This window comes from Paenibacillus sp. P4_A9 (assembly GCF_056402415.1).
Map to the genome: position 1 here is coordinate 124,591 of NZ_JBFUHL010000005.1, position 23,770 is coordinate 148,360.

At 47.2% G+C, this 23,770-nt stretch carries 16 protein-coding genes and 2 pseudogenes; all 18 read left to right on the forward strand.

The window, feature by feature from the left end; all coding sequences use genetic code 11:
• Positions 1 to 61 precede the first annotated feature (61 nt).
• The 18 genes and pseudogenes from AC1DVJ_RS07015 to AC1DVJ_RS07100 all read left to right on the forward strand — a co-directional run bounded on the left by AC1DVJ_RS07015 (position 62) and on the right by AC1DVJ_RS07100 (position 23,678).
• Positions 62 to 694, forward strand: a complete 633-nt coding sequence (locus tag AC1DVJ_RS07015; RefSeq protein WP_477589435.1) for a D-sedoheptulose-7-phosphate isomerase — start codon at positions 62 to 64, stop codon at positions 692 to 694.
• A complete protein-coding gene (locus tag AC1DVJ_RS07020; protein WP_477589436.1) occupies positions 691 to 1,665 on the forward strand; it encodes an ROK family protein in 975 nt (324 codons plus the stop codon). Before AC1DVJ_RS07015 ends, AC1DVJ_RS07020 begins: the two co-directional genes overlap by 4 nt.
• A gap of 12 nt (positions 1,666 to 1,677) precedes the next feature.
• Positions 1,678 to 1,806, forward strand: a complete 129-nt coding sequence (locus tag AC1DVJ_RS07025; RefSeq protein WP_477589438.1) for a hypothetical protein — start codon at positions 1,678 to 1,680, stop codon at positions 1,804 to 1,806.
• Positions 1,807 to 1,918: 112 nt separating this feature from the next.
• Positions 1,919 to 2,944 carry a glycoside hydrolase family protein gene (locus AC1DVJ_RS07030; protein ID WP_477589439.1) on the forward strand — a complete coding sequence of 342 codons (1,026 nt, stop codon included), beginning with the start codon at positions 1,919 to 1,921 and terminating at the stop codon, positions 2,942 to 2,944.
• A gap of 139 nt (positions 2,945 to 3,083) precedes the next feature.
• Positions 3,084 to 4,991, forward strand: coding sequence for a heparinase II/III domain-containing protein (locus tag AC1DVJ_RS07035; protein ID WP_477589440.1), 1,908 nt, complete (start codon positions 3,084 to 3,086; stop codon positions 4,989 to 4,991).
• 395 nt (positions 4,992 to 5,386) lie between these two features.
• Positions 5,387 to 6,751 (forward strand): glycoside hydrolase family 28 protein, encoded by a 1,365-nt coding sequence (locus AC1DVJ_RS07040; protein ID WP_477589442.1) that lies wholly within the window; start codon positions 5,387 to 5,389, stop codon positions 6,749 to 6,751.
• Positions 6,739 to 7,917, forward strand: a complete 1,179-nt coding sequence (locus AC1DVJ_RS07045) for a TolB-like translocation protein (RefSeq protein ID WP_477589443.1) — start codon at positions 6,739 to 6,741, stop codon at positions 7,915 to 7,917. The genes AC1DVJ_RS07040 and AC1DVJ_RS07045 overlap by 13 nt, the downstream gene beginning before the upstream one ends.
• Before the next feature lie 162 nt (positions 7,918 to 8,079).
• Positions 8,080 to 8,970: an ABC transporter permease gene (locus AC1DVJ_RS07050; RefSeq protein WP_477589494.1), complete on the forward strand. Its 891-nt coding sequence runs from the start codon at positions 8,080 to 8,082 to the stop codon at positions 8,968 to 8,970.
• A gap of 71 nt (positions 8,971 to 9,041) precedes the next feature.
• Positions 9,042 to 9,884: a carbohydrate ABC transporter permease gene (locus AC1DVJ_RS07055; protein WP_477589495.1), complete on the forward strand. Its 843-nt coding sequence runs from the start codon at positions 9,042 to 9,044 to the stop codon at positions 9,882 to 9,884.
• Positions 9,885 to 9,960: 76 nt separating this feature from the next.
• Positions 9,961 to 11,508: an extracellular solute-binding protein gene (locus AC1DVJ_RS07060; protein WP_477589444.1), complete on the forward strand. Its 1,548-nt coding sequence runs from the start codon at positions 9,961 to 9,963 to the stop codon at positions 11,506 to 11,508.
• An 88-nt stretch (positions 11,509 to 11,596) separates the two neighbouring features.
• On the forward strand, positions 11,597 to 13,846 hold the full coding sequence (locus AC1DVJ_RS07065; RefSeq protein ID WP_477589445.1) for a helix-turn-helix domain-containing protein: 2,250 nt from the start codon (positions 11,597 to 11,599) through the stop codon (positions 13,844 to 13,846).
• Between the two features lie 62 nt (positions 13,847 to 13,908).
• Complete coding sequence (locus AC1DVJ_RS07070; RefSeq protein WP_477589447.1) at positions 13,909 to 14,559, forward strand: SGNH/GDSL hydrolase family protein; 651 nt, start codon at positions 13,909 to 13,911, stop codon at positions 14,557 to 14,559.
• Positions 14,560 to 14,578: 19 nt separating this feature from the next.
• Positions 14,579 to 16,807, forward strand: a complete 2,229-nt coding sequence (locus AC1DVJ_RS07075) for a glycoside hydrolase family 88/105 protein (RefSeq protein WP_477589449.1) — start codon at positions 14,579 to 14,581, stop codon at positions 16,805 to 16,807.
• Positions 16,808 to 16,813: 6 nt separating this feature from the next.
• Positions 16,814 to 17,986, forward strand: coding sequence for an oligogalacturonate lyase family protein (locus AC1DVJ_RS07080; protein WP_477589450.1), 1,173 nt, complete (start codon positions 16,814 to 16,816; stop codon positions 17,984 to 17,986).
• A gap of 174 nt (positions 17,987 to 18,160) precedes the next feature.
• Positions 18,161 to 18,682: pseudogene (gene sigK, locus AC1DVJ_RS07085) on the forward strand (RNA polymerase sporulation sigma factor SigK); the annotation flags it as partial.
• Between the two features lie 55 nt (positions 18,683 to 18,737).
• Positions 18,738 to 19,399: pseudogene (locus tag AC1DVJ_RS07090) on the forward strand (ABC transporter ATP-binding protein).
• 295 nt (positions 19,400 to 19,694) lie between these two features.
• Complete coding sequence (locus AC1DVJ_RS07095; RefSeq protein ID WP_477589451.1) at positions 19,695 to 20,507, forward strand: MBL fold metallo-hydrolase; 813 nt, start codon at positions 19,695 to 19,697, stop codon at positions 20,505 to 20,507.
• Between the two features lie 234 nt (positions 20,508 to 20,741).
• Positions 20,742 to 23,678 carry an Ig-like domain-containing protein gene (locus AC1DVJ_RS07100; protein WP_477589453.1) on the forward strand — a complete coding sequence of 979 codons (2,937 nt, stop codon included), beginning with the start codon at positions 20,742 to 20,744 and terminating at the stop codon, positions 23,676 to 23,678.
• Positions 23,679 to 23,770 lie beyond the last annotated feature (92 nt).

Sequence of the window (23,770 nt, forward strand, 5' to 3'; positions counted from 1 at the left end):
TTTCTTAGAAGGATTGAACATTTGAAACAAACCTAAACATGCGTAGGGAGGAGATTGGTGCATGGGTCAAACGTTAGAGCAACTATTGTTTAAATACCCAGATTTGGAGCCTTGCCGTGCCTCAATCCAAGCGGCATTTGAGGCGATGAAGCTGTCGTTCGAAAAGGGTGGCAAAATGCTGCTTGCCGGTAACGGAGGAAGTGCAGCGGATTGTGAACACGTTGTGGGTGAATTAATGAAAGGATTTATGTCTCCGCGCGGACTCCCTCAGGAGCAAAGAGACAAAATGATGATACATGGCGAAGAGCATGGAAAGTATTTAGCGGATCATTTGCAGGGTTCGCTCCCGGCGATCTCGCTTGTCAGCCATACGGCGTTTGCAACAGCTTTTAATAATGATGTAGCGGCAGATATGGTATTTGCGCAACAAGTTTACGGGTATGGCAAACAAGAGGATACGCTCGTTGTATTAAGTACATCCGGTAACTCGGCTAATATTGTGTACGCTGTGCAGGTAGCCAAATCCATGGGTGTAACGACGATTGGTCTAACGGGTGAAGGCGGCGGCAGATTAAAGGAACTTTGCGATGTCATCATTCGCGTACCGTACCGCTCCACACCGGACATTCAGGAACGTCATCTTCCGATCTACCATGTGCTTTGTATGATGCTCGAGGAGGCATTCTTTGTATGAGTCTAATGCTCGGTGGTATTGATATTGGAGGCACGAAGTGTGCGGCTGTACTGGGCAGTACGGCATCTGAGACGGTTAACATCATAGATAAAATAAGCTTTCCGACGCCGCCAACACCTGAAGAAGCACTACTGCAGCTTGGTGATGCCTTGGAACAATTGCTAGAGCGCAACAATAGAGGCACATTACAAGCGATCGGTATCAGCTGCGGTGGACCTTTGAGCAGTAAGGATGGTCTTGTATTGTCACCGCCGAATCTGCCAGGATGGGATCGCATTGATGTGTTGACTCCTTTTCGAGATCGTTTCAGCGTCCCTGTGGGTTTACAAAATGATGCTAACGCCTGTGCATTAGCGGAATGGAAATGGGGAGCCGGGCGTGGCTCTGACAATATGGTTTTCTTGACCTTCGGAACAGGTATGGGTGCTGGTCTTATCCTAAACGGGCGCATTTATGGAGGGGCCAACGATATGGCCGGTGAAGTTGGGCATATCCGTTTAGCAGAAAATGGCCCTCTCGGCTATGGCAAATTTGGCTCATTCGAAGGCTTTTGCAGCGGCGGCGGGATTGTCCGACTGGCTCAAATGTTATTTGAGTATGGTGGACATGTGGAGAAATCGGCACTTTTATTAGCCGATAGGCAGCTCCAAGAATTCACAGCAAAAGATGTGTTTGAAGCTGCCCACGCCGGAGATGAGCTGGCGATGACGGTTATTCGAACGGTAAGTGGACAGCTCGGTCGCGGACTGGCTATCTTGATTGATATTCTAAATCCAGATACCATTGTTATTGGAAGTATCTATGAGCGGCAAGAGTCTATGCTTGCACCTCTTGTCATGGAAGAACTTCAGCGCGAGGCTTTGCCTATCTCTCTCGGTGTTTGCCGAGTAGTTCCATCCGGACTAAAAGATAATGTTGGGGATGCAGCCAGTTTATCGGTCGCACTTCATGAATATGAGCAGCGGAATTAGGAGGAGGGCCTTATGTTACAAGAAAATATGATGAGTTCAAACAGCTTGCAGACCCATTTCGAGTCCACCATTGGTGACAAGAACAATATCCGATTGTGTCGATGGTCCATTTTAATAATACCGCTGCAGGGAGTCTATTGAGAAAGACAAAAAAGCAATAATTCTAATAAAATCATAAGGAAGTCGAATACATTTCGCCGGGATAATTCGTTATTATCATGGGGACAACTGCAAACGGAGGAAGCTAATACTAATGGAAACGACAAATCCCGATTGGGCGTGGCCATACAAGCTTGGCAGACCAGTGCTGATTGGCTCCGACAAGAAAGGGGCATTCGATGAACAAGCGGTCGATTGCCCTTTTGTATTTAGGCACCGGAACCGGTTCTATATGATGTATGTAGGGTTTGACGGAATGGGGTACCAGACCGCACTCGCGGTAAGCGACAATCTACTTGATTGGCAGCCATACGGCATGATTTTGAAGCGCGGCAATGGCTCTGGATGGGACGACTGCAATACAGCGGGCACATGGATGCTGCGTGACTCGCAGATCGACGGCCCAGGAACATTGAAGCGGTGGGACGGAAAGTATTGGCTCGCATATCACGCTTATCCGGAAAGCGGCTTTGAGAGGGGGGCGGCCAGTATTGGTCTTGCTTGGACGAAGGACGAGAATTTGCTCGAGTGGCATCGCTTGCCCGAGCCGGTTTTAACGGCGGAAAGCGGGGATGATTGGGAGAATGGCGGGTTGTACAAAGAATGTTTGCTGGAGCATAACGGACTGCTATATCTCTTTTACAACGCGAAAAACAAGCCGAAAGAATCTCTCGAGCGGCATCACTGGAGAGAGCAAATTGGATATGCCACCTCTGTCGATATGCTGAACTGGAATCGGGCGCCACATAACCCTGTATTGCCGAACAGTCCAGGCCGGTGGGATTCAATCTTTGTGAGCGAGCCCTGCATCGTTTATGACGGGAAACAATGGCTTATGTATTATTTCGGCTTTGATGGACGGCATGCTCAGAACGGAATTGCCCTCTCGAATCATCTTGCCTTGTGGACAAAGTATCCGGAGCCGATCGTTGCCGCAGGTGTGGCCGGGGAAATCGATTCGACTCACGCACACAAACCATCCGTATTTTTCTGGAACGGCGTGCTGTATCATTTTTATGTTGCTTGCAGGCCATATCAGCAGGGAGATGCGACGATGATATTCGGCAACGAATTCCGGACGATATCGGTCGCCGCGTCCAAGCCTTGGGCTTCGTTTTAAGAGATAACTGCTGAACCAAGCTGCTTTCATTTAATAGGCGCTTATGTTTACGAAGCCGCACGACCAGACCGCAATCAGCTGGATGAGAACTTGTGCAAGAAGCTGAACAATCTAAAGCACCCGCGAAGGAGACGATTGAATGCTACCGGCAGCCAAACTTTTGGTGAAGGACTGGCCCGCGATTCACGATAAAATTACCCGCTATCCATGGGCGAAGCAGATTGCCGAACAAACGAAAGCAGAAACCGATCAATGGATTGCGCAATACGCTGACGATCTAACGCGCATTTCCGGCTGGGGACACAATTACTTTTGTAGCTTTTGCGCCTCTGCTCTCGTGTTCGACGTCAACAAGCCGACCGAGCATCGTTGCAGCCACTGCGATGCCATTCGCCATGACGACGAAGCGAACGAGGCTTGGAACGCCGCATACCGTAGTAAAACGGGGACTCAGGTTTTTTCCGCCGCCGTGCTCTACAATCTACACGGGGATTTGAAGTATTTGACGTATATCCGTAAGGTGCTGGCCTTTTTGTCGGAGCATCTGGAATCGTTCCGGGTCCGCACGCCGAGAGGCTTCGAAGGCCGGTTCAGCGGCATTAACCTGATGGATGCTGTCACGATTTGCTGGATGCTGAACGGCATGCACCTTGTGCGAGACGAATTGCCGGAGGACGAACTCGAGTTGGCAAAACTTCGCTTTTTCTTCCCTATGGCCTCGTTTCTGAACACGAAGGACGGCGGCACGCCGAATATCGCTTGTTGGATGAAGTCGGCGCTCGGCATGATCGGCCTTTTCTTCGGCGAGCATGAATGGTGCCGGCTAGCGGAGGATGGGCACGAAGGGATCAACAAGGAGCTGGCCAAAGGGCTGCTGCCGCAAGGCTTCTGGTACGAGAGCTCGTTCCATTATCATTTTTACTGCGCGGACGGCTTGACCCATTACGCCGCCTTTTGCGCGCTTTACGGGTACGAGCAGTCTACGTTTACGGACTCCGTTCGCAAAATGTACCGCTATCCACTTCAATACGCGTTCCCAAATGGGAAATTCCCGAGCCCGAACGACGGCTGGCCGTTACTCTCGTTCGCCAATTACGCGCGTCAATACGAGTGGATCCGTAACGTTTACGACGAGCCGAATTTCCGCTATGCACTTGCGCAATGCTACGATGACAACAACGACGGAGCGTCGGAATATGTGGGCACGCTCCCACGCCTGCTGTTCGGCACCGATTGGCGAAGCGAACTCGAGTGTTATCAGCGGGAGCACGGCGCTTCGATCCGGCCGGAGCGCGTTTCCCGCTGCGACGAGGACATTCATTACGTCTTGTTGCAAAATCCGCAGACAAGCGTGTTCTTGAAGTACGGATTCGTTATCAGCGAGCACGCTCATGCCGACGTAATGAACTTCGAAATCTTCCTGAAGGATGAAATCGTATCGCGCGATATTTCGAACGCCGGATATGGCTCGGACATTTTCCGCGAATGGCAGCGCAAAGCGATCGCACACAATACGGTCATGGTAGACCGAATCAATCAGCCGAACCGGCCGGCCGGCAAGTTGGTGTCGTTCGATTCCGTCGCCAACAGTTGCCTCGTGCAGGCGGATGACGTTTATCCAGGCATAACGTACAAGCGCAGCTTTAACTTGTTGGACGACCGGCTTCAGGATGAATTTATGATTACGAAGGAAGCGGCTTCTCACACTAATAGCGAAAAGCATACATTCGATTGGTTCTTCCACTGTTCGGGCGAGCTGGAATGTGAACTGCCGATGGAAAACACATCGGCGCCGGGAGATGGTGACGGCTACCAGCTAATGCAGGACGTGCAAAGCTGCGCCGTTGACAGAGACTGGCAGATCAGCTGGAAGCTGCCAGGCAAACGGGTGAGGCTGGAGATGGCCGGTTGCTCCGGCACCACGGTGTACATTTTCCGAGGGTACGAACATCGTTCCGACTTACTTCGTTGGGGCGTCATGGTGCGCCGCACGGGCACGTCCGCGACCTATAAGGCGGAGTACCGTCTCGAGGTGCATGGAGTCTAATGGTAATCGATCAACTTCCTGTAAAGACGCTGTTTTTCGGCGTGGAAAAATGTAGAGTAGCGAGAATTATGTGGATTTCTCTATCAATCGCTTATCAGCTATGATGAGGGCGAGTCTAGATATTCTACCTAAAAGGGAACGTGATACGAAGGCTGCGAGACTTTTGGTGAGCAGATATCTAATGTTGAATATGAAAGCGCACATTCACTTGCTACTGCAGCAGGATGATGTGCGCTTTTCGTTAATGATCAGAAGAAAAAGCACAAAAGTTTGAATTGAAGAGAATATTCCATCTCGAATATACAAAAATGTGAGCAAGCATAGAAAATAACAAGATAGTTAGGAAATGAATATATACGGATAATTCGCAAATACGTTACGATTCTTTCATGCTTATGAACCTTCGCTGGTATTTTGATGACGAAGGCTTTACTCTACAGAACTTAATAAGGAAAGGATCGTGGTTGAACATGTTGGATGTGAAGGCTTTCGGGGCTGTCGGGGATCGATCCAAACTGGACAGCGCAGCGTTTCAGGCAGCCATAGACGAATGTCACCGAATAGGCGGAGGGACGGTTACCGTTCCCACCGGCGATTATTCGATTGGAAGTATCGAACTGAAGAGCGGGGTAATGCTGCATTTGGAGACAGGCGCTACGCTTTGGGCTTCGACTAATCGTGCCGCTTACCGGGAAGACTGGTCAGGCGCATATGAGAGCAGGATTTTGTTTAAAGCCACGAATGCCGATTTGTTCGGCATTACGGGCAAAGGAACGATTCGGGGGTTCGGTACGGAGAAGTTCGGCTCCTGGTGGGGGGTACCACAGCCGCCTGAACTACGGGTTTGTACCTGCTTCTTCGATAATTGCCGCTCAGTCACATTGGAGGATATTCGTATTCAGGACAGCTCGTTTTGGACCGTTCATTTGAAGCATTGCGATACCGTTTATATCAACCGTATTTCAATTCAGAATTATCGTTACCACTTGAATACTGACGGCATCGTGCCTGATGGCTGCCGACATGTTTTTATTACGGATTGTCACCTATCGACAGGGGACGATTGCATCCCAATAAAGAGTACTGAGCAGCAGGCGTGCGGGTCAATCTTCGTGACGAATTGCATCCTGGAGTCACCGAATACAGCCATTAAGTTGGGAACGGAGACTTTCGGAAATATCAGCGACATTTATTTTAATCACTGCACCATTAATTCCGCGATCGGGATCGGCATCTTCGTCAAAGACGGAGGCTCAGTGGAGAGGGTGCGAATGAGCGAAATCACGATTGAATCGGCACACCTGTACGATATCAAGCCGGTGTTGCCGGTGTTCATCGATATCGAGAAGCGGCATGCCGACTCAAAGATGGGCAGCGTACGAGATGTAGCCTTCCGCGATCTCTTTATAAGCACGCAAAGCACAATTGTTGTGCAAGGAGCACCGGACAGCCTGCTCGACAATATTTCATTTCAAGATGTGACGATGCGCATCACAGGTTATACGCCTTTCGGTAATCGCAACAAACCTATTACGGGCAAACGGACGCTTAAAGAGCAGCGGGATTCTGAATTTATGATCAAGCCCGCCTATATGACAATTGCGTATGGAAAGAACTTACGACTCGATCATATTAACGTCTTCGAAAGCGGGGAGGCGGCTGAACATAATCGACATGATATATGTCTCGCATATTCGGAAAATGTTATCTACAATCACTCTCTTATTGTTGCGGGGGGTAATGAGCAATGGATCGGATAAAGGACGAATTGTTGAAGGCAGAGCGTTTAACTAAGGAAGATGGCTATTATTTTTTCGGCTATTATGACACACCTGCATGGAGCTGGAATGATCGGTATCATCTATGTCATAAAGTCGCGTTTTGTGATCGGCTCCCGCTTGCGGAAGACCGAGCCGAGCTTGGTTTTATAGATTTGCGGAACAACAACTTCATCGTCATCGGAGAAACGACTGCATGGAACTTCCAGCAGGGGAGCATGTTGCAATGGCATCCCGCGTACCCGCAGGATACCGTTATTTATAATTCGAGGAACGGCAGCGCCTATGAAGGCGTCGTACTAAATCTGACAACGGGTAAGTCCCATCAATTGGAAAGGCCGGTTGCCAATGTCGATCCGACTGGCCGGTATGCGGTCAGTATCAATTTTCCTCGCATGTATGATTTCCGCCCGGGATACGGATATGCCGGCGAATCGGACCCTTACGCGAACGTCCCTCATCCACAAGATGATGGTATCTATCTGATTGACCTGTTGACAGGGATCAGTCGGCAGACGATTTCTTTGCAACAGATATGGGAGTTTACGAAAGCGTATTTTCAAGGTGAGGACAGGAAAATATTAATCAATCACATCACCTTCAACGCTGATGGCTCCCGCCTTGTCGCTCTAGTGCGCTGTTTCCCAGATAAAGATAAATTGTGGAAAACAGCTGTCGTCACGATGAATATGGACGGTTCCGATCTTTTCCTGCTTGCCGACTATGGGTACGCGTCCCATTACCACTGGAGGGATCGTGAGTACCTGACGATACATGCTGGAGAAATGGAAACGAATCCTGAGGGGGAGCAGCTATACGTGTGGAAAGATAAGACGCGCGAGGTGCAGGCGATCGATAAGTTATTTTTCCTCAAGGATGGACATTRCAGTTACTCTCCGGATCGGCGATTGATGCTCTATGATAGTTATCCCGATGCGGATTCTTATAGACATTTGTACATCTACAATTTACACACCAAGAAGGGGATGAAGCTGGCTTCGTATTATTCTCAACCTGACCTAGACGGTGATATCCGCTGTGATCTACATCCACGCTGGAATCGACAGGGCACGTTTATCTCCTTCGATTCAACTCATGAAGGGCAAAGGCACGTTTATCAGATGGATTTGCGAGGTCTAGGCCTATAATCTTAACGAATGATAATGAGGCTAACTAATGATAATCGAATTAAAAGCAGCGTTGTCTGGAATTTGGTTCAGCAAAGAGAATATACCGATAATCTCTAATCCAGTTATAGTAAGTTTGCAAGCGACTTATCATTTGACAAGGTGGTGTTACAGGTAGTGCGTATGGAGTTAGGTAAACATCGATGGCTATACCTGATGATGATTCCCGGTGTTTTATATTTCATTGTTTTTCGATACGTACCTATGCTTGGGAACGTTATTGCTTTTCAAGATTTTCAGCCGTTTCTTGGCTTTTCGGGCAGTCCCTGGGTCGGATTAAAGCATTTCCACAGACTGTTTACGGAAGATACGTTTCTTGTACTACTCCGAAATACTTTGATGCTGTTTGTGTATGGCTTTGTATTTGCTTTTCCGATTCCTATCCTTCTCGCTCTCATGTTGAATGAAGTCCGGAAGCAGTTATTTAAGCGATTCATCCAGACGGTTATTTATCTACCGCACTTTCTTTCCTGGGTTGTTGTGGTTTCTCTCTCCTACCTAATGCTGACAACAGAAGGTGGGATCGTAAACAATCTATTGGTATCGCTCGGCAGCAACAAAATTAACTTTATGCTCGACGCCACATGGTTCCGCCCCTTATATACGATTCAGTCCATCTGGCATGATGCAGGCTGGGGTACCATTATTTACCTTGCTGCGATAGCTGGTGTGGACACGAGTTTATACGAGGCGGCAGAGATTGACGGAGCCAGCAGGCTGCGGCAAGTTTGGCATATTACACTTCCTGGCATACGCAATGTTGTTGTCATTCTGCTTATTCTTAAAGTGGGGGATATCATGGATCTCAGCTTCGATCATGTGTTCCTGATGTCGAATTCGATGAATCGGGGCGTGGCGGACGTATTTGATACCTACATTTATAGTATAGGGGTACTAGGCGGCCAGTTTAGCTACAGCACCACCGTCGGTCTTTTCAAATCGGTAGCAGGTTTGATTATGGTATTTCTAGCAAACCGTTTAGCTAAAAAGTTGGGAGAAGAGGGTATATGGTAATGGAACAGTCGAAACCAACAACAGCAAACGTATCTGTACCGATCAGCGCAGCCCGTAGGCACTCGAGGAACATGCTATTCGATTGGGTCAACTATGCTCTGTTATTTCTCTATGCACTGATTTGTTTTATACCGATTTTGCACGTATTTGCTACATCCATCGCGGCTTCTTCGGAACTGGCGGCCCATCCGTTTCTTCTTATCCCGACACGGTATAGCTTGGACGGATTCCGGTTTATTTTCTCTTCTAACACGTTGCCACGAAGCCTAATGACAACGATTTTCATAACGGTGGTAGGGACTGCGCTTAATGTCATTGTGACGGCATTGCTCGCATATCCACTATCAAGAAAATATTTAAAAGGCCGAAATCCCGTTATGCTGATGATTGTGTTCACCATGCTGTTTGCTGGAGGGCTGATCCCTAATTTCTTGCTTGTGAAATCGCTGGGGTTGCTGAATTCCTACTGGTCGCTATGGCTTACTGGGTTGGTTAGTCCGTTCATTCTAATCATCTTAAAAAGTTTTTTCCAGGCCCTTCCGGATGAATTGGAGGAATCGGCGAAAATGGATGGCGCCAAAGACCCATTTATTCTATTCCTGATCATTCTACCCTTGTCGCTGCCGGCCATCGCTACGATCTCGCTTTTCTATGCAGTGGGTCATTGGAACACGTTCCTATCGGCGATTCTGTATATGAACGACCAGTCCAAATGGCCGATTCAGGTTTTGCTCCGGCAAATTGTAACGGTCAGCACTGCCGGGGTTGGCGATGATGAGTTTTCCTACATTCCTCCATCGAACATTGTTCGCGCATCAGTCATCGTGGTCGCGACGCTTCCTATTTTGATTTTATATCCGTTTTTGCAGAAATATTTTACCAAAGGCGTACTACTGGGATCGGTTAAAGGATGATTATTGCATGGCCTTCGGGAGTGCAGTTCGTCATCATTTAATATATAATTTGAATAGAAAGAGGGTATTAACTAAAATGAAAACGGTTACGGTTCAGAAAACAAGGGTCATGCTCGTCCTAATGCTAAGTACTGCGCTACTAGCGGCATGCAGCGACGGAACAAAAAGCGGAGATACATCGACTGCAACTCTGGCTTCTTCCACAACTGCGACATCGGGAACACCTAGCGCTAAACCAGCTGAAGCGGTAAATATCTCCCTCATGGCGATGTACACCTCGCCAAATGCGCCAGCAGCCGACAGCGACGTCATGAAGAAACTGATGGAGGTTACTAACTCGAAGCTGAACATCAACTGGGTACCGAACGCGGCATACAATGACAAGTTGACCGCTTCCCTTGCGGCAGGAGATTTGCCGACTGTCGTTGTTGCCGATTTAAATCTACCGGCAGTTGCTAATGCCGTTGATGCTGGTGTGTTCTGGGACTTAACGCCTTATTTAAAAGAATACCCTAATTTGAAGCGTCTTGACGCAGGTGTCCTGAACAATGCTTCATACAAAGGAAAAAACTACGGCATTTATCGTGCTAGAGATAAAGCAAGAAGCACAATCTTTATTCGCAAGGACTGGCTAGATAATATGGGTCTTAAAGCGCCGACAACGCCGCAAGAACTGTTGAATACAGCAGTAGCTTTCGGAACTGGCGATCCAGACAAGAACGGGAAAACCGATACAACCGGATGGGTGATGGATAACGGCGGCTCGGATTTCAAAGCGTTAATGACATGGCTAGGCGGACCAAACGAATGGGCAGAAGACGGCGGCAAGTTGGTTCCAGCTGTGCTGACGCCACAGTATACAGACACCCTGAATGCAATGAAGAAGTTATATGACGATCATGGCGTCAACCAAGATTTCCTACTGGTGGATTCCAACAAGAAGAACGAAATTTTCTATGGTGGCAAAGCAGGTATTTATTATCAGGTTTCTGATTCCACTCGGGAGAAGTCTGTTCAGAAAAATGATCCGAAGGCACAAGTGATTATGATTAACCAATTTACAGGTCCGGCTGGTGTCAAGACACGAGGTGAAAGCGGATTCAACTTGATGATGATGGTTCCAAAGAAAAACGTAAAGACAGAGGAACAGCTGCGCCAAGTATTGGGTTTTATTGATAAATTGGGCAGTAAGGAAGCACAAATGCTGCTAAACTATGGCATTGAAGGGGTCAACTATGCGTTGGACGGCGAAAAAGTCGTGTGGAAGGATCAAGATGGTTTCACCAAGTCGACAGGCGCGGGCCCAGGCATCTATAACATGAGTATATTGACTGATATGTTGCCGCAATTAAAATCGGACGATCCGCAAGTCGCTAGATCGACAGAAGTCCGTAGGGAAAATGAGAAGTTTGCTGTGTTCAATCCTGCGGCGCCTTATAAATCGGCAACGTATACTACTCTCGGCAAGACATTGGATCAAACCGTCAACGACGCTCAAAGCAAATTTATTCTAGGCGAGCTTGACGCGGCAGGATGGAAAAAGGCGGTTGAGCAATGGAAGAGCAGCGGAGGCACTAAGTATATTGAAGAAATCAACGCCGCTTATCAGGCGGTTAAAAAGTAGCCATTTATTTTACAAGTGAACAATGCCTGGGTTTTCTTTTGTACCGTCTATCTGAGGCAACCCCAGTCGTCATAACGGAGGAGTAGCAATGAAGTATTTAAACGGGTCGCGAAGAAAGCGCATGAACATTGGGGTGTCTCGATACTTTACCAAGCTGCTGGCGATCAGTATATTGCTGGGTGCCATTCCGGTTATTACGCTGGGGTTACTTTCCTATGTGATCTCCTCCAATTCGATAAAAGAGAAAGTGATCCGTGGCAACGATTTGATATTGGCTCAGATTCATCTTCGAACGGAGAAGGAATTAAGTCTGGTCGATAAGATGATGAATCAATTAATGTACTCGACGCTGGTCACCCAGACGCTAAACAAAGCCGTTACCCAACACGACTTTCAGGCTGTGGGGCAAATTCAGCAGGAAATTTCCTTTATGCAGTCCTATGAACTTGGCATCTCAGATGTCGTGCTTGTAAATCTTCAAAAAAATTGGTTGATCAGCAGCGGGGGCCGCTTTAGCAGTTTTACGTACTATTCGGATCCAGCGCTTTTCTCTCGCTATACGGAGGTCGGTCAGCAATTTAATCGGTATTACCTATCCGACAAGTCAGTCACGGTCGTTGAAAGGCTGCCACTACACTCCGCTAATCCAATTGCATTGTTGCTCGTAGATATTTCGCTTGATGATCTTAATGCCATCCTTGCAAAAAATAAAGAGTTTGGCGAAATGTTCATCATGGACGAAAATCGAAAGTTTGTAGCTGGAACAAGTTCGGATGAGCATTTACATGGTGCACTCGAATCTATTGTGGCGCAAACAGCCAATCTGGAAAATGATAAGGCAGTTGCTATTCAACTGAATGGCAAGCCGTCCGTTATTATTCCCTACCGTTCGAGCTACAACAATTGGTTGTATTTATCGGTTATTTCGTTGGATGACATTTCAATGGACTCAAGGGAAATTGGCCGATATACGATTTATATTTGCACGGGAATTTTAATTCTCACCATCTTGGTGTCGCTCTACAGCTCAAGGGTTATTTACTCGCCAATCAAGAGATGGTACGGAGTGCTCCGGGATTTAGTGTCGGGTTCGGACAAAGGCAGCGAGATTGACATTATCAGCGGAAAATTGAAGTCTCTGCTTCACTTACGGCAACAAATGAGCGATCAATTGAAGCAGTTTTTCGTCACCAAGTTGATATTAGGCGAATGGCGCCGCAATGAAATTGAAGAGATGATGAGGAGCTACAATTACCCAACGAATCTGAAGCAATATGTGGTACTTGTATCCGAATTTGATACGCTTGAAGGCACCAGCTACACGGAGCATGATCGCTACCTGCTGATGTTTGCGATTAGCAATATCGTAGGTGAGATTGTTCCGTCGCAGGAGCGCTTCGAGTCGATTGTGATTAACCAGTCGCAAGTGTTGATCATGGGTAGTGAGGGTGAAGACTCCCAGGAGGCTCGGCTTTTGGCTTTTGAACGGGCGATGGACATTCAGAAAAAGGTGAGGCAGTTTTTGCGATTGCCATTGAGCATCGGAGTTAGCAGGGTTCATACAGACTTAAAGGAAATACCGAAGGCTTATTTGGAAGGGTTGGAGGCACTAAAATACAGAATTCGCTATGAGCAAGAATCGCTGCTTTTCTTCGACGAAGTTCAACCCAACCGCGAACTGCCCCCGATTTTTCCAATGCAGATGGAAAATGAGTTGATCGATTCGATCAAACTAGGCCATGAGGAAGAGATCAGGCAGAAGCTTAACGTATTTCTTCAGGAGATATACAAGAATGCGGCCGATCATCGGGATTACCAAATCTTTGTGGCGAGGCTTCTAACCGACCTGCTTCGTCTACATCAGGAAATAGGGGGTGTTATGCCCTACGATGGAACGGTCTCGTTATTTGAACGGTTGTTTGAAATTAAAACGATTCCGGAAATCGAAAGTTGGTTTATGCAAATGCTGATCGCGCCATTAGTCAAGGTGATTAGCGAGCAAAAAGACAAGGCGCATCACCGTATATCCAAAGAGGTCTGTACGATGATTAACAACGAAGCTGAGACCAATCTTACATTGGAATCCTGCGCAGAAAGGTTAAATTATCATCCCGTCTATGTTAGCCGTGTGTTTCGACAGGAAATGGGCATTAATTTCGGCGAGTATCTTGCTAAAGTTCGTCTTGGCATTGCCAAACGATGGCTACGGGAAACGGATATGACGATTAGCGAAATAGCGCAGAAGTTGCATTTTAGCAATTCTGGAAACTTTATCCGCTCATTCAAAAGTTCGGAGCAAATAACACCTGGTAAATATCGCGAACAAACAGAACATTAAAACTGCCGTCAGAGGAGGTAGGTTTAGGACGTGTACCGGGGCATTTGAAAGGAGGAGTCATGTTGGATAAATTGTTCGTTTTAGGGGACAGCATATCGATCGATTACGGGGGCTATTTGGAGAAAATGCTGGAAAGTGAAATCATTTATGATCGTAAGAAGGATCAGCATTCAATTAACGAAAACCAAGATCTCCCCAACGCGATGAGAGGCGCAAACGGTGGGGACAGCGGCATGGTTCTTCAATATTTATCCTATCTCGTCTCTAATCGCTTGTTTGATCATTCCATATTGTTGCTAAATTGCGGGCTGCACGATATCAAACGAAATTCGTCGACTGGCGAGTTGCAAGTTCCATTGGATAAATATGGAGCTAATTTGCAGGCAATTTTACAACTCATGCAACCTCTCGATATCCGAATTGTTTGGGCGAGAACCACGCCTGTGGATGATTCTATCCATGAGGAGCAGATGAAGAAATTTGTACGGTTCAATCGCGACGTCACTCAATATAATGAAGTTGCCGATCAGATTATGGCGGCTGCTGGAGTCAAATCCATAGATTTGTACAGATTTACTCAAAGTCTAGGTGATGGCAAGACGTTGTACAGCGATCATGTCCATTACGTCTCGCACATCCAAATGCAGCAGGCAGCATTCATTGCCGGCTACTTGCACAACAGTACCTCTCATTCGAATGAAACCTCTATTTAAGGCGGAAGGAGGAGAAAGAATGAATCGGTATTTTGAATTAGAAGCTAGCATGACATATAAGATGGCAGATCAGGACACGGACGCCATCCTCGAAACGATAGCAGGCGCCTATATAGCGAATAATCCCCCTCATCCGTTCGTATTCCGATGCTATAGCAGGCTTTCAATCCCGCAGCTGCAGGATGGCAGATTTGATTTTAATATGCACGAGAAGCATCGAGATGCTTCCTTAGGTCAATATGCTTTTGCGCTATGCATGCTTTGGAGTGACAACGCCAAGTCTGTCGAAACAGCTGTCAATTGTTATGGTCCGACCAAGTTGCTGCTGAATGGCAAGCAAATATATAAATCGAGTGTAGCCGAAGAAGTGAATAGAGATACACGTAAGATCGTGGAAGTACAGCTGCAAAAGGGTTGGAATGCTTTCCTGCTTGTATGCCGCAAAGTTGCTTCCGGTTTCGGTTGTATATTCGGTTCAAACCGCAGCCATTCGACTCCACTAGATTTTATGAACCCGTTCCTTGAACGATACGACTGTGGTGGTTGGTTGTATTCGGAGCCGCAAGATGATGAACAGTTCGGAGAAACGAACTTCCCCGATGTGAAAGGATCCGAATCGGACTCCTCTATCCGGTGGTTTCCTTCTCAGGCGCGAACGGCTGATCAGCAGTCGCTGATGAACTGTGCAAGAATATTCGGTATCCACCCGAATAAGGTGGCATATGCTTGGGCCAAAGGGAACTCTGTCCTCCCCGGCCGGAATCGGTTCGCTTTAAAGGGATGGTCAGCAGGCAAGATGCGCATCTGGGTTAACAGCGAACTAGTCGCAATGTCCGAGACGGAAGGGCCATTTAAGTATGAGATTAATCTCGCCTATGGGGAACACAATTGGTTGGTTGAGTCAGCTTGTGGGGGGAGAGACTGGGGTTTCACACTGGAAGTGTCCACTGGAGACGAGGCGTATGCATTCAGTCAGCCATATCCCGTGAAAGGAACGGATGAATGTTGGTTTTACCTAGGACCGATGGAGCGCGCTGAAGGTATCGTCCCAGAGCAGCTGCAAACAATGTATAGTTTGTTTGAAGCGGATGGTACATTACAGGAATCTAGCAGTCATACCTACTGGCGGATAGACAGACCAGGCGTTTGGATCAGACCTTACCTACACAATGCTCGTTACGCAAGATGGAACTATCCGATTGGCGTGACTTTGTACGGCCTTCTTCAGACGGGCAGAAAGCTCGCTCGCAATGATATGGTCCGATACGTACTTCAACATCTAAATGCGTGTACGACGATGTACAGCTACTCGATGTGGGATCGTGAGCAGTATGGGTATCCAGCGATTAACACGAAGCTGGTGGATCTGAAGATGTTGGACGATTGCGGTTCAATCGGCAGTGCGATGCTGGAGGCAAATAAAGAAGCGCAAGATGAAGGTTTTATCAGGCTGGCGCATATCATCGCCGATTATATGGCCAACACGCAAGAGCGGCAGGATGACGGTGCATTTTATCGTGAATCCAAAGGTTATTACATGGAAAATACATTATGGGCTGACGACTTATACATGAGTACCCCTTTTTTGTGTCGATACTACAAGCTGACAGGAGAGCGCAAATGGCTTGATGAAGCCGCAAGACAGTTTCTTCTTTTTAAGAAATACTTGTATCTCCCCGACACAAAACTGATGTCTCATGTCTATGATTTCAAATTCAATATGGCTAATCAGATACCTTGGGGACGTGGGAACGGTTGGGTTATTTTTTCTTTGTCAGAGCTGCTGGAGATCATGCCGGAGGACCACCCGGACAGAGGAGAGTTGCTTGCCTTCTTCCGAGATTTCTCTGGAGGGTTACTTGTTCAGCAAGGGAAGAATGGCTTGTGGCATCAAGTGTTGACGGATAAAGGCTCGTTCGAAGAAACGTCCTGCACATCGATGTTTATTTATGCCTATGCGAGAGGTGTGCGCTTCGGTTGGCTAGATAAGCCCCTGCTTTACGCCGATGCCGTACGTAAAGCGTGGAGCGCATTGATCAGCCATGCCTTCGAGGGTAATGGATCAGTCCATGGCGTATGCTGCGGATCAAAATACTCGTATTCCCCTGATTATTACAAGTATGACCTTAAGGTAGTTACGAACGATCCGCATGGCATTGGCATCGTCCTGCTTGCCGGAATCGAAGCCGATACGATGAACAGGATGTTAGCAATGTTATCAGGTTATACAATCATTGACGAGGAGTGATTGGTGTTGAAAGGCGATGTTTATTACTCAACGATGACCAAGAAGCAAGATGAATTGACCGGCGTCGAAGTGGTGCAGCTCACCGACAATTCCGGTGATACGTATCATCCCTATTTCACCAAAACATTGATCGATTGTGAAAATAGTTACGTCTTAGTTGCTTCTAACCGCTCCGGTTCGATGCAACTGTACACATTAGGATTCAATGATGGACAAATGGTGCAAATTACCGATCATGACGGGGTTATTCCATTCAGTTCCGTACTCGATGCCTGGAATCATATTGTTTATTATTTTACAGACCGCACGCTGATGCGCGTTTGCCTTGATAACCTGGAAACCGAAGAGCTTATGGAAATTCCACGTGGCTTTACGCCCAGCGATCTATCTGTAGACGATGCTGGGAAATATCTCGCTTTTTCGTATGTGGAGCATATGGAGCTTTGTACGGATAGTGGTGGTACCTATTCAACACACAGGGAAAAACACTTCCGCAGACCAAGGAGCGTAGTCATCCGCTTTGATATTGATAGAAAAGCTCCCTATGTGGTATGGGGAGAAGGACAGTATATCTCTCATGTGAATATAAGTCCGGTCGATCCGAATATAGTTTTGTTTTGCCATGAAGGTCCATGGCTTCAGGTTCAGAGAATGTGGACGGCGCGCTTAGACCATGACAAGGTGTATCCATTAGTGGATCAGAAGGTAGGGTTGGAACGGATCGGACATGAATTTTTTACTGCCAGCGGAAGGGTTGGCGCTCAGTATTCATCTAGGGAGCGGATCGGCGATGAATTTTTGTTACATGGCGATATTTTCATAAACACAGATGGTTCGAACGAGAGAAGATATTACTACCCTTACACCCGGCCTTCCCATGTACAGATGAACTACCAGGAGACGATGGGGGTCGGCGATCGTGCGCATATTCGCGAAGTGATGAAGGATAGTGGGAACTATATGTCCTTGTTGAAATACGAAGGGGATTCGATAGAAGTCGGCCTTCTTTGTGCACATGGCACTTCCTGGCGCAGCCAGATGTCGCATCCGCATCCTCTCTTTACCCGGGATGATCGGCATATCCTGTTCTCTTCCGACAAGGGCGGCAAATCCAATGTATACTTGGCTAGAGCAGATTGGGACAAAACGCTGAAGAGTGGCAAGCAGTTAGAAAGGTAAGGGATATTTGGATCTGGACGAGTAAGTTAAAATGCTAATTGATACCTTCGGTAGGAGGCATTGTAAGTACGGACCACCTTGTGACTAACCACCATAGGGTGGCTTTTTGTATTCAAGGCAAAGATACGCTAGGCCCAGTAGCTGGGTGCGAAGTGACCATGCAATTTTACGTTGCTTCGTGTCCACATCCTCAAAAAATTCGATAATACGGGCGAAGATTTGGAAGACTTGATCTCCATCGGGACGATCGGTCTGATCAAAGCTATTGAATCATTCTCGCCGAACAAGGGCACGAAGCTGGCAACTTTTGCGGCACGTTGTATTGAGAACGAGATCTTAATGCATCTGCGCTCATTGAAGAAAACGCGGAAAGATGTGTCCTTGCATGATCCTATCGGAACGGATAAAGAGGGGAACGAGATTACGTTGATCGACATCCTCGGCAGCGAGGCAGACGATGTGGTGGATGCGGTACAGCTGAAGATTGAGAAGAGCAAAATCTATAGGAATCTAGAGATATTGGACGACCGCGAGAAGGAAGTTGTAGTTGGTCGATTTGGGTTGGAGTTAGGCGGGGAAGAGCGGACGCAGCGGGAGATTGCGAAGGAACTGGGGATTTCGCGTTCGTATGTTTCGCGAATAGAGAAGCGGGCGCTGATGAAGCTATATCATGAGTTTTATAAGGCGAAGCGGTAAAAGAATTGAATCGCAGACTTCATTTATTTGGTTTCAGATAATGGGGGCGAAGACAATGACAGCCTTAATTCAAATTGAACATGTTAGTAAATTTTATTATATGGGCGGAGAGACCATTCGGGCGTTAGATGACATTTCTTTGGACATCGCGCAGGGTGAGTTTGTCGCTATTATGGGGCCGTCGGGTTCTGGGAAGTCCACGTTGATGAATATCATCGGCTGTTTGGACATTTCGGACGAAGGTGTCTATACCCTTGATGGGAAGCAGATTCATTCTCTGAAGGATTCACAATTGGCTGAGATTCGGAATCGGAAGATCGGGTTTGTTTTCCAGAGCTTTAACCTGCTGCCTAGGTTAAGTGCTTACGAGAATGTGGAGTTACCGTTGATTTATCGAGGACTATCGAGGAAACAGCGGGAGCCGCTGGTACTCCAGGCGTTGGAAGCGGTTGATCTGCTAGATCGTCGGAAGCACTTTCCTTCGGAGCTGTCTGGTGGGCAACAGCAGCGCGTAGCCAATTGGCTGGCGATCCACCGATTATCTTGGCGGATGAGCCTACGGGGGCATTGGATTCCAAGACAGGTGCAGAGATCATGGATATTTTCAGGCGGTTGAATGATCAGGGACGAACGATTATTGTGATTACGCATGATCGGCAGGTTGCGGAGCAGGCGAAGCGGGTTGTAAAGTTTAGAGATGGTAGGTTGGTTTATTGAATTCAAACTGAATATATAGCAAATGGAATTAGGCCTTACGATAAATCGTAGGGCTATTTGATTTCTCAAGGTAAATGAAAAGGGATTGGTCTGAATTCGTCTGCTATTCCCCGAGGGACGGGCAGTGAAGAGTGGTGCAAAAACTTTACAAGGCTTTAGGGTTCAAGGTCTACGGTAAGAAAAATAATGCCTTGAGTAGCTGTTTGAATAATGGTGATGATTTGAAAAGAGCTTATATACGAGAAAGGGCATCGGCGCTAACGTATTAGTAACTAGTGATAAGGAGCTGAGTGCAATGAAAGTGACGTTCTTAGGAACAGGTGCTGCTGAGGGAATTCCTTCTCCCTTTTGTGACTGTAGGGTATGTGAGCACGCAAGAAGATATGGCGGAGTCAACGTACGCAAACGACAATCTGTCATCATCAATTCTGATTTGCTAATAGACTTAGGGCCCGATGTGCCAGCCTCCTGTGGTATGTACGGCATTTCGCTCGTCGAGCTCAAATACAATCTGATTACACACAGCCACGTCGACCATTTCTATGGGAACAACTTATTATTGAGGAGCAAAAACCTACGTAAATTCTCGGCCATTTATCCGCTGCATCTGGTTGCAGGGGACTCTGTATTCCGACTACTCGGGCAAACCAATGATGCTGCACTCGACTTGACACGACATGTCATCAGTCCAGATCAACATTTTGAGTTGGTACCTTACAAGATCAAGTCATTAACCGCATCGCATCATGAAGAATCCGGTGACGCTATGAACTTTGTCATCAGTGATAGCAAAGTAAATTTGCTTTACGCTTGCGATACAGGTCTCTATCGGGAAAAAGTTTGGGACGAGTTAACTGGATTTACGCTCGATGCTATTATTATGGATGCTACAAAGACGGATACAGATGAGTTTAAAAACCATCTCAATTATGCTGGTGTTTTGATGATGCTGGATCGCATGGAGCAGATCGGGGCAAAAACTCCGAATACCAAGGTTTACGTTACGCATTTCTCTCATCAGGGAGGACCAACTCATGACGAGCTCGCTCATAAATACGGCAACGATGGTATCCTAGTCGCTTATGACGGTTTGACGATTTATTTGTGATGATCATGGACTTTCGRCGTTTGTGCAAGCATGAATCAACCCTTGGTGATGATTTGAAAAATGAAGATTTACATCAATGAGGTCGAAAAAGTAAAGTTAAGTGGCATTGAGTAAGCGCTTACTAAAACTTGCGAAGCTGAGGAGGAGTTGGAAGCTCATTTTGTGAAAAGTATTAGGCTGTTCAACGAAGGGCGAACGAGAGTAAAACCAATTTACGAAAGGCGGTTATTAAATTTGATTAAAAACAGAAAAATGTTGTCCGGTTTTATGTCGGTCATGATGTTAACGATGATGTTGATCGGCATACCCGTTAACGAGAATGTAGCGCAAGCCAGTAGTCCGTATGAAGTAAGCGTAGCTGTGCCTGCCTGTGATTCAGGAAATTCACAAGTGCAATTTATTAGCTCCAATACGGACTGGGATTTGATCAACGACCCTTCGAAATCAATTTTTTGTGTACAGCCAGGCGATTACACATCCAAAGGCACGATCAACTTAACRGCAAGCGGGACATCTTCGGCCAAACGGTATATTCGATACTACAATCCGAGCAACCCTAGCGATAACACGCACCCTGTTCTGATGAGCAGTGGCGACCGTGCGATCATCAAGCAACTCGTATTCCAAGGCGCCGATTATGTTGTTATCGACCGTCTGAATGTGAAAGAGCCTAATCAGATCAGGGTGAATGTCGTCCGTTTTCACAACTCGTATGCCTCCACAGATAATGTCTTGAACCGGATGCTTATTGAAGGCGGTGGAGACGGAGGTGGTCAAGTCAGCTTCTATGGTGGTGGCGGAAGCGATCGGAATACACTGCAGCTCAGCGTAGTCCGTAACACGATTGTCAGTCCAGGCGACGATAATCACTGTGTGCTTCTGTCGGATGATGCTGAGGACACAAGAGTCATTAGCAATGAAATTTATAATTGTGCAGGGGACGTTATTCAGCTGCATCCAGGCGTTTACAACGGAACGATAATTGCGAACAACGACATCTACAATGACCCAAGTTTTGTGCAATACACGGAGAACGGTATCGATATTAAAGGCGGCGGCAGCAGCACGACTGGAGATCTAGTGACGATTGAAGGGAATCGTTTATTCAGTCTAGGGGGTGCTGGAGGCAGTGGAGGGTCGATTGGAGCCATCGACTTCAGTAACGATATTGGCGTCAAATCATACATTTTGTTCAAAGACAATATTTTCTTCGACAATCCGCTTCCGTGGACGACGAATACGGGTGGCGGCGTCGGTTCGGCCCATCATTTGTCCATCGTTGGTAACGTGATTTATAACGCAGGTGCTGCGGCTATTGAACCGATCAAAAATACGAATAGCATTGAAGTCTATTACAATACCATCGTAAATGTGGCATCAGCAGGCAAATGGCTGCATGGACTGCCTACTTCTCAGGATGTCATGTGCAACGTCATTATTAGCGGCCAAGACGTTGATACGCCTGCAAGCGGCACAACAGGGGACTACAATGCCTATTACAACACAGCAGGTCAACTGCAGAGCCCGGGCACGCATGATGTGATCGGATCCACTGCGGCTGCATCGAACAACACCGGCCTGACATTCCAATATAAGCTGCTTACCGGTGCACAAAACTATACGATTCCTACTGCGGTCATAAGCTCATCTAGCCCACACCAAAATTTGTGCGCAGGCGCATCGGTTGGCTCCCGTACAGGAATGGGTGTTGATGACAACACTTACGCCCAAACGGATGCAGGTGCAACGCTAACTAGCAGCGGTGGAAGCAGCGATTCGGTTGCTCCAACGGTTAGCATGACAGCTCCTACAGGCGGTTCGACTGTATCGGGGACGCTAGCTGTTTCAGCAAATGCAAGCGACAATATCGGAGTAGTTGGTGTTCAATTTAAGGTAGATGGCACGAATATTGGCAGCGAAGACACTGGCGCACCCTTTACGGTAAACTGGAATACAACAGGTGTGAGCAATGGAACGCATTCTTTGACGGCAGTCGCTCGTGATGCCGCAGGAAATACAACGACATCTACCGCCGTGTCAGTAACGGTCAGCAACGCCAGCGATATTGTTGCACCTACGGTAAGCTTAACTGCTCCTACAGGTGGATCGACCGTATCGGGTACGGCAGCYGTTTCAGCAAATGCAAGTGACAATGTTGGTGTAGTTGGTGTTCAATTTAAGGTAGATGGCACGAATATCGGCAGCGAAGACACTGGCGCTCCATTTACAGTAAACTGGAACACAACAGGTGTGAGCAATGGTACGCACTCTTTGACGGCAGTCGCACGTGATGCCGCGGGCAATACGACGACATCTTCCACCGTGTCTGTAACGGTTAGCAACAGCAGCGATACAGTTGCTCCTACTGTAAGCTTGACAGCTCCTACAGGCGGATCGACGGTATCAGGGACAACTGCCGTTTCAGCGAATGCAAGTGACAACGTCGCCGTAGTAGGCGTTCAATTCAAACTGGACGGTGTCAATTTGGGAAGCGAAGATACCAACTCTCCGTTCTCTATAAACTGGAGCACGACGAGTGCTAGTAACGGCGCGCATTCCTTAACGGCTGTAGCACGCGATGCCGCAGGCAATACGACGACATCATCGGCTGTTTCCGTAACTGTTTCGAACAGCTCGACGTTAATTAGCGAAACATTCCAAACGGGATCAGATGCGTCACACTTGACTCCAGTTAGCGGTACGTGGGGTATTGCAGATGCTCGATACACGCTTAACACGCCAGTAACCGGCACGGCTCCAAACAATAATATTTCCCTTCATAATACGTCAGTAACCGGTGATTTTACGATGCTTGCCGATGGTAAAGCGAAGAACAACTCCGGATCGACGGATAATTTCTCGATGATTTTCAATTATCAGGATGTAAACAATTACTACTTTGTGAACTTCAGCGAGTCGAATACGTCAACGACACACGGTTTGTTCAAGGTAGCTGCGGGAACGGCGACGCAATTGGCCGATTTCTCAGCATCCTTAATTTCCGGTGACGGCGTATATCCAATCAAAATCGTCAAGTCAGGAAGCTCGATTAGCGTTTACTTTGGAACAACATTAATCGCAACTGGAATAGATTCATCGTTTGTTGATGGTAAGATCGGTTTCGGGGGCAACAAGATTGTTCAGTTTGACAATTTAACAGTTTCGAACTGATAGTTAAAGTCATTCATAGCAAGAACCCGGAGGTACTGTTTGACAGTGCTATCCGGGTTTTTCATTTGTAGTACAACGTTAAATTAATAAAT

Excerpts from the sequence above, each read along its gene's own strand:
- AC1DVJ_RS07060 (WP_477589444.1), top strand. The coding sequence starts at position 9,961 with ATGAAAACGGTTACGGTTCAGAAAACAAGGGTCATGCTCGTCCTAATG.
- AC1DVJ_RS07025 (WP_477589438.1), top strand. The coding sequence starts at position 1,678 with ATGTTACAAGAAAATATGATGAGTTCAAACAGCTTGCAGACCCATTTC.
- AC1DVJ_RS07020 (WP_477589436.1), top strand. The coding sequence starts at position 691 with ATGAGTCTAATGCTCGGTGGTATTGATATTGGAGGCACGAAGTGTGCG.
- AC1DVJ_RS07040 (WP_477589442.1), top strand. The coding sequence starts at position 5,387 with ATGAACCTTCGCTGGTATTTTGATGACGAAGGCTTTACTCTACAGAAC.
- AC1DVJ_RS07030 (WP_477589439.1), top strand. The coding sequence starts at position 1,919 with ATGGAAACGACAAATCCCGATTGGGCGTGGCCATACAAGCTTGGCAGA.
- AC1DVJ_RS07050 (WP_477589494.1), top strand. The coding sequence starts at position 8,080 with ATGGAGTTAGGTAAACATCGATGGCTATACCTGATGATGATTCCCGGT.
- AC1DVJ_RS07035 (WP_477589440.1), top strand. The coding sequence starts at position 3,084 with ATGCTACCGGCAGCCAAACTTTTGGTGAAGGACTGGCCCGCGATTCAC.
- AC1DVJ_RS07075 (WP_477589449.1), top strand. The coding sequence starts at position 14,579 with ATGAATCGGTATTTTGAATTAGAAGCTAGCATGACATATAAGATGGCA.
- AC1DVJ_RS07095 (WP_477589451.1), top strand. The coding sequence starts at position 19,695 with ATGAAAGTGACGTTCTTAGGAACAGGTGCTGCTGAGGGAATTCCTTCT.
- AC1DVJ_RS07055 (WP_477589495.1), top strand. The coding sequence starts at position 9,042 with ATGCTATTCGATTGGGTCAACTATGCTCTGTTATTTCTCTATGCACTG.
- AC1DVJ_RS07015 (WP_477589435.1), top strand. The coding sequence starts at position 62 with ATGGGTCAAACGTTAGAGCAACTATTGTTTAAATACCCAGATTTGGAG.
- AC1DVJ_RS07065 (WP_477589445.1), top strand. The coding sequence starts at position 11,597 with ATGAAGTATTTAAACGGGTCGCGAAGAAAGCGCATGAACATTGGGGTG.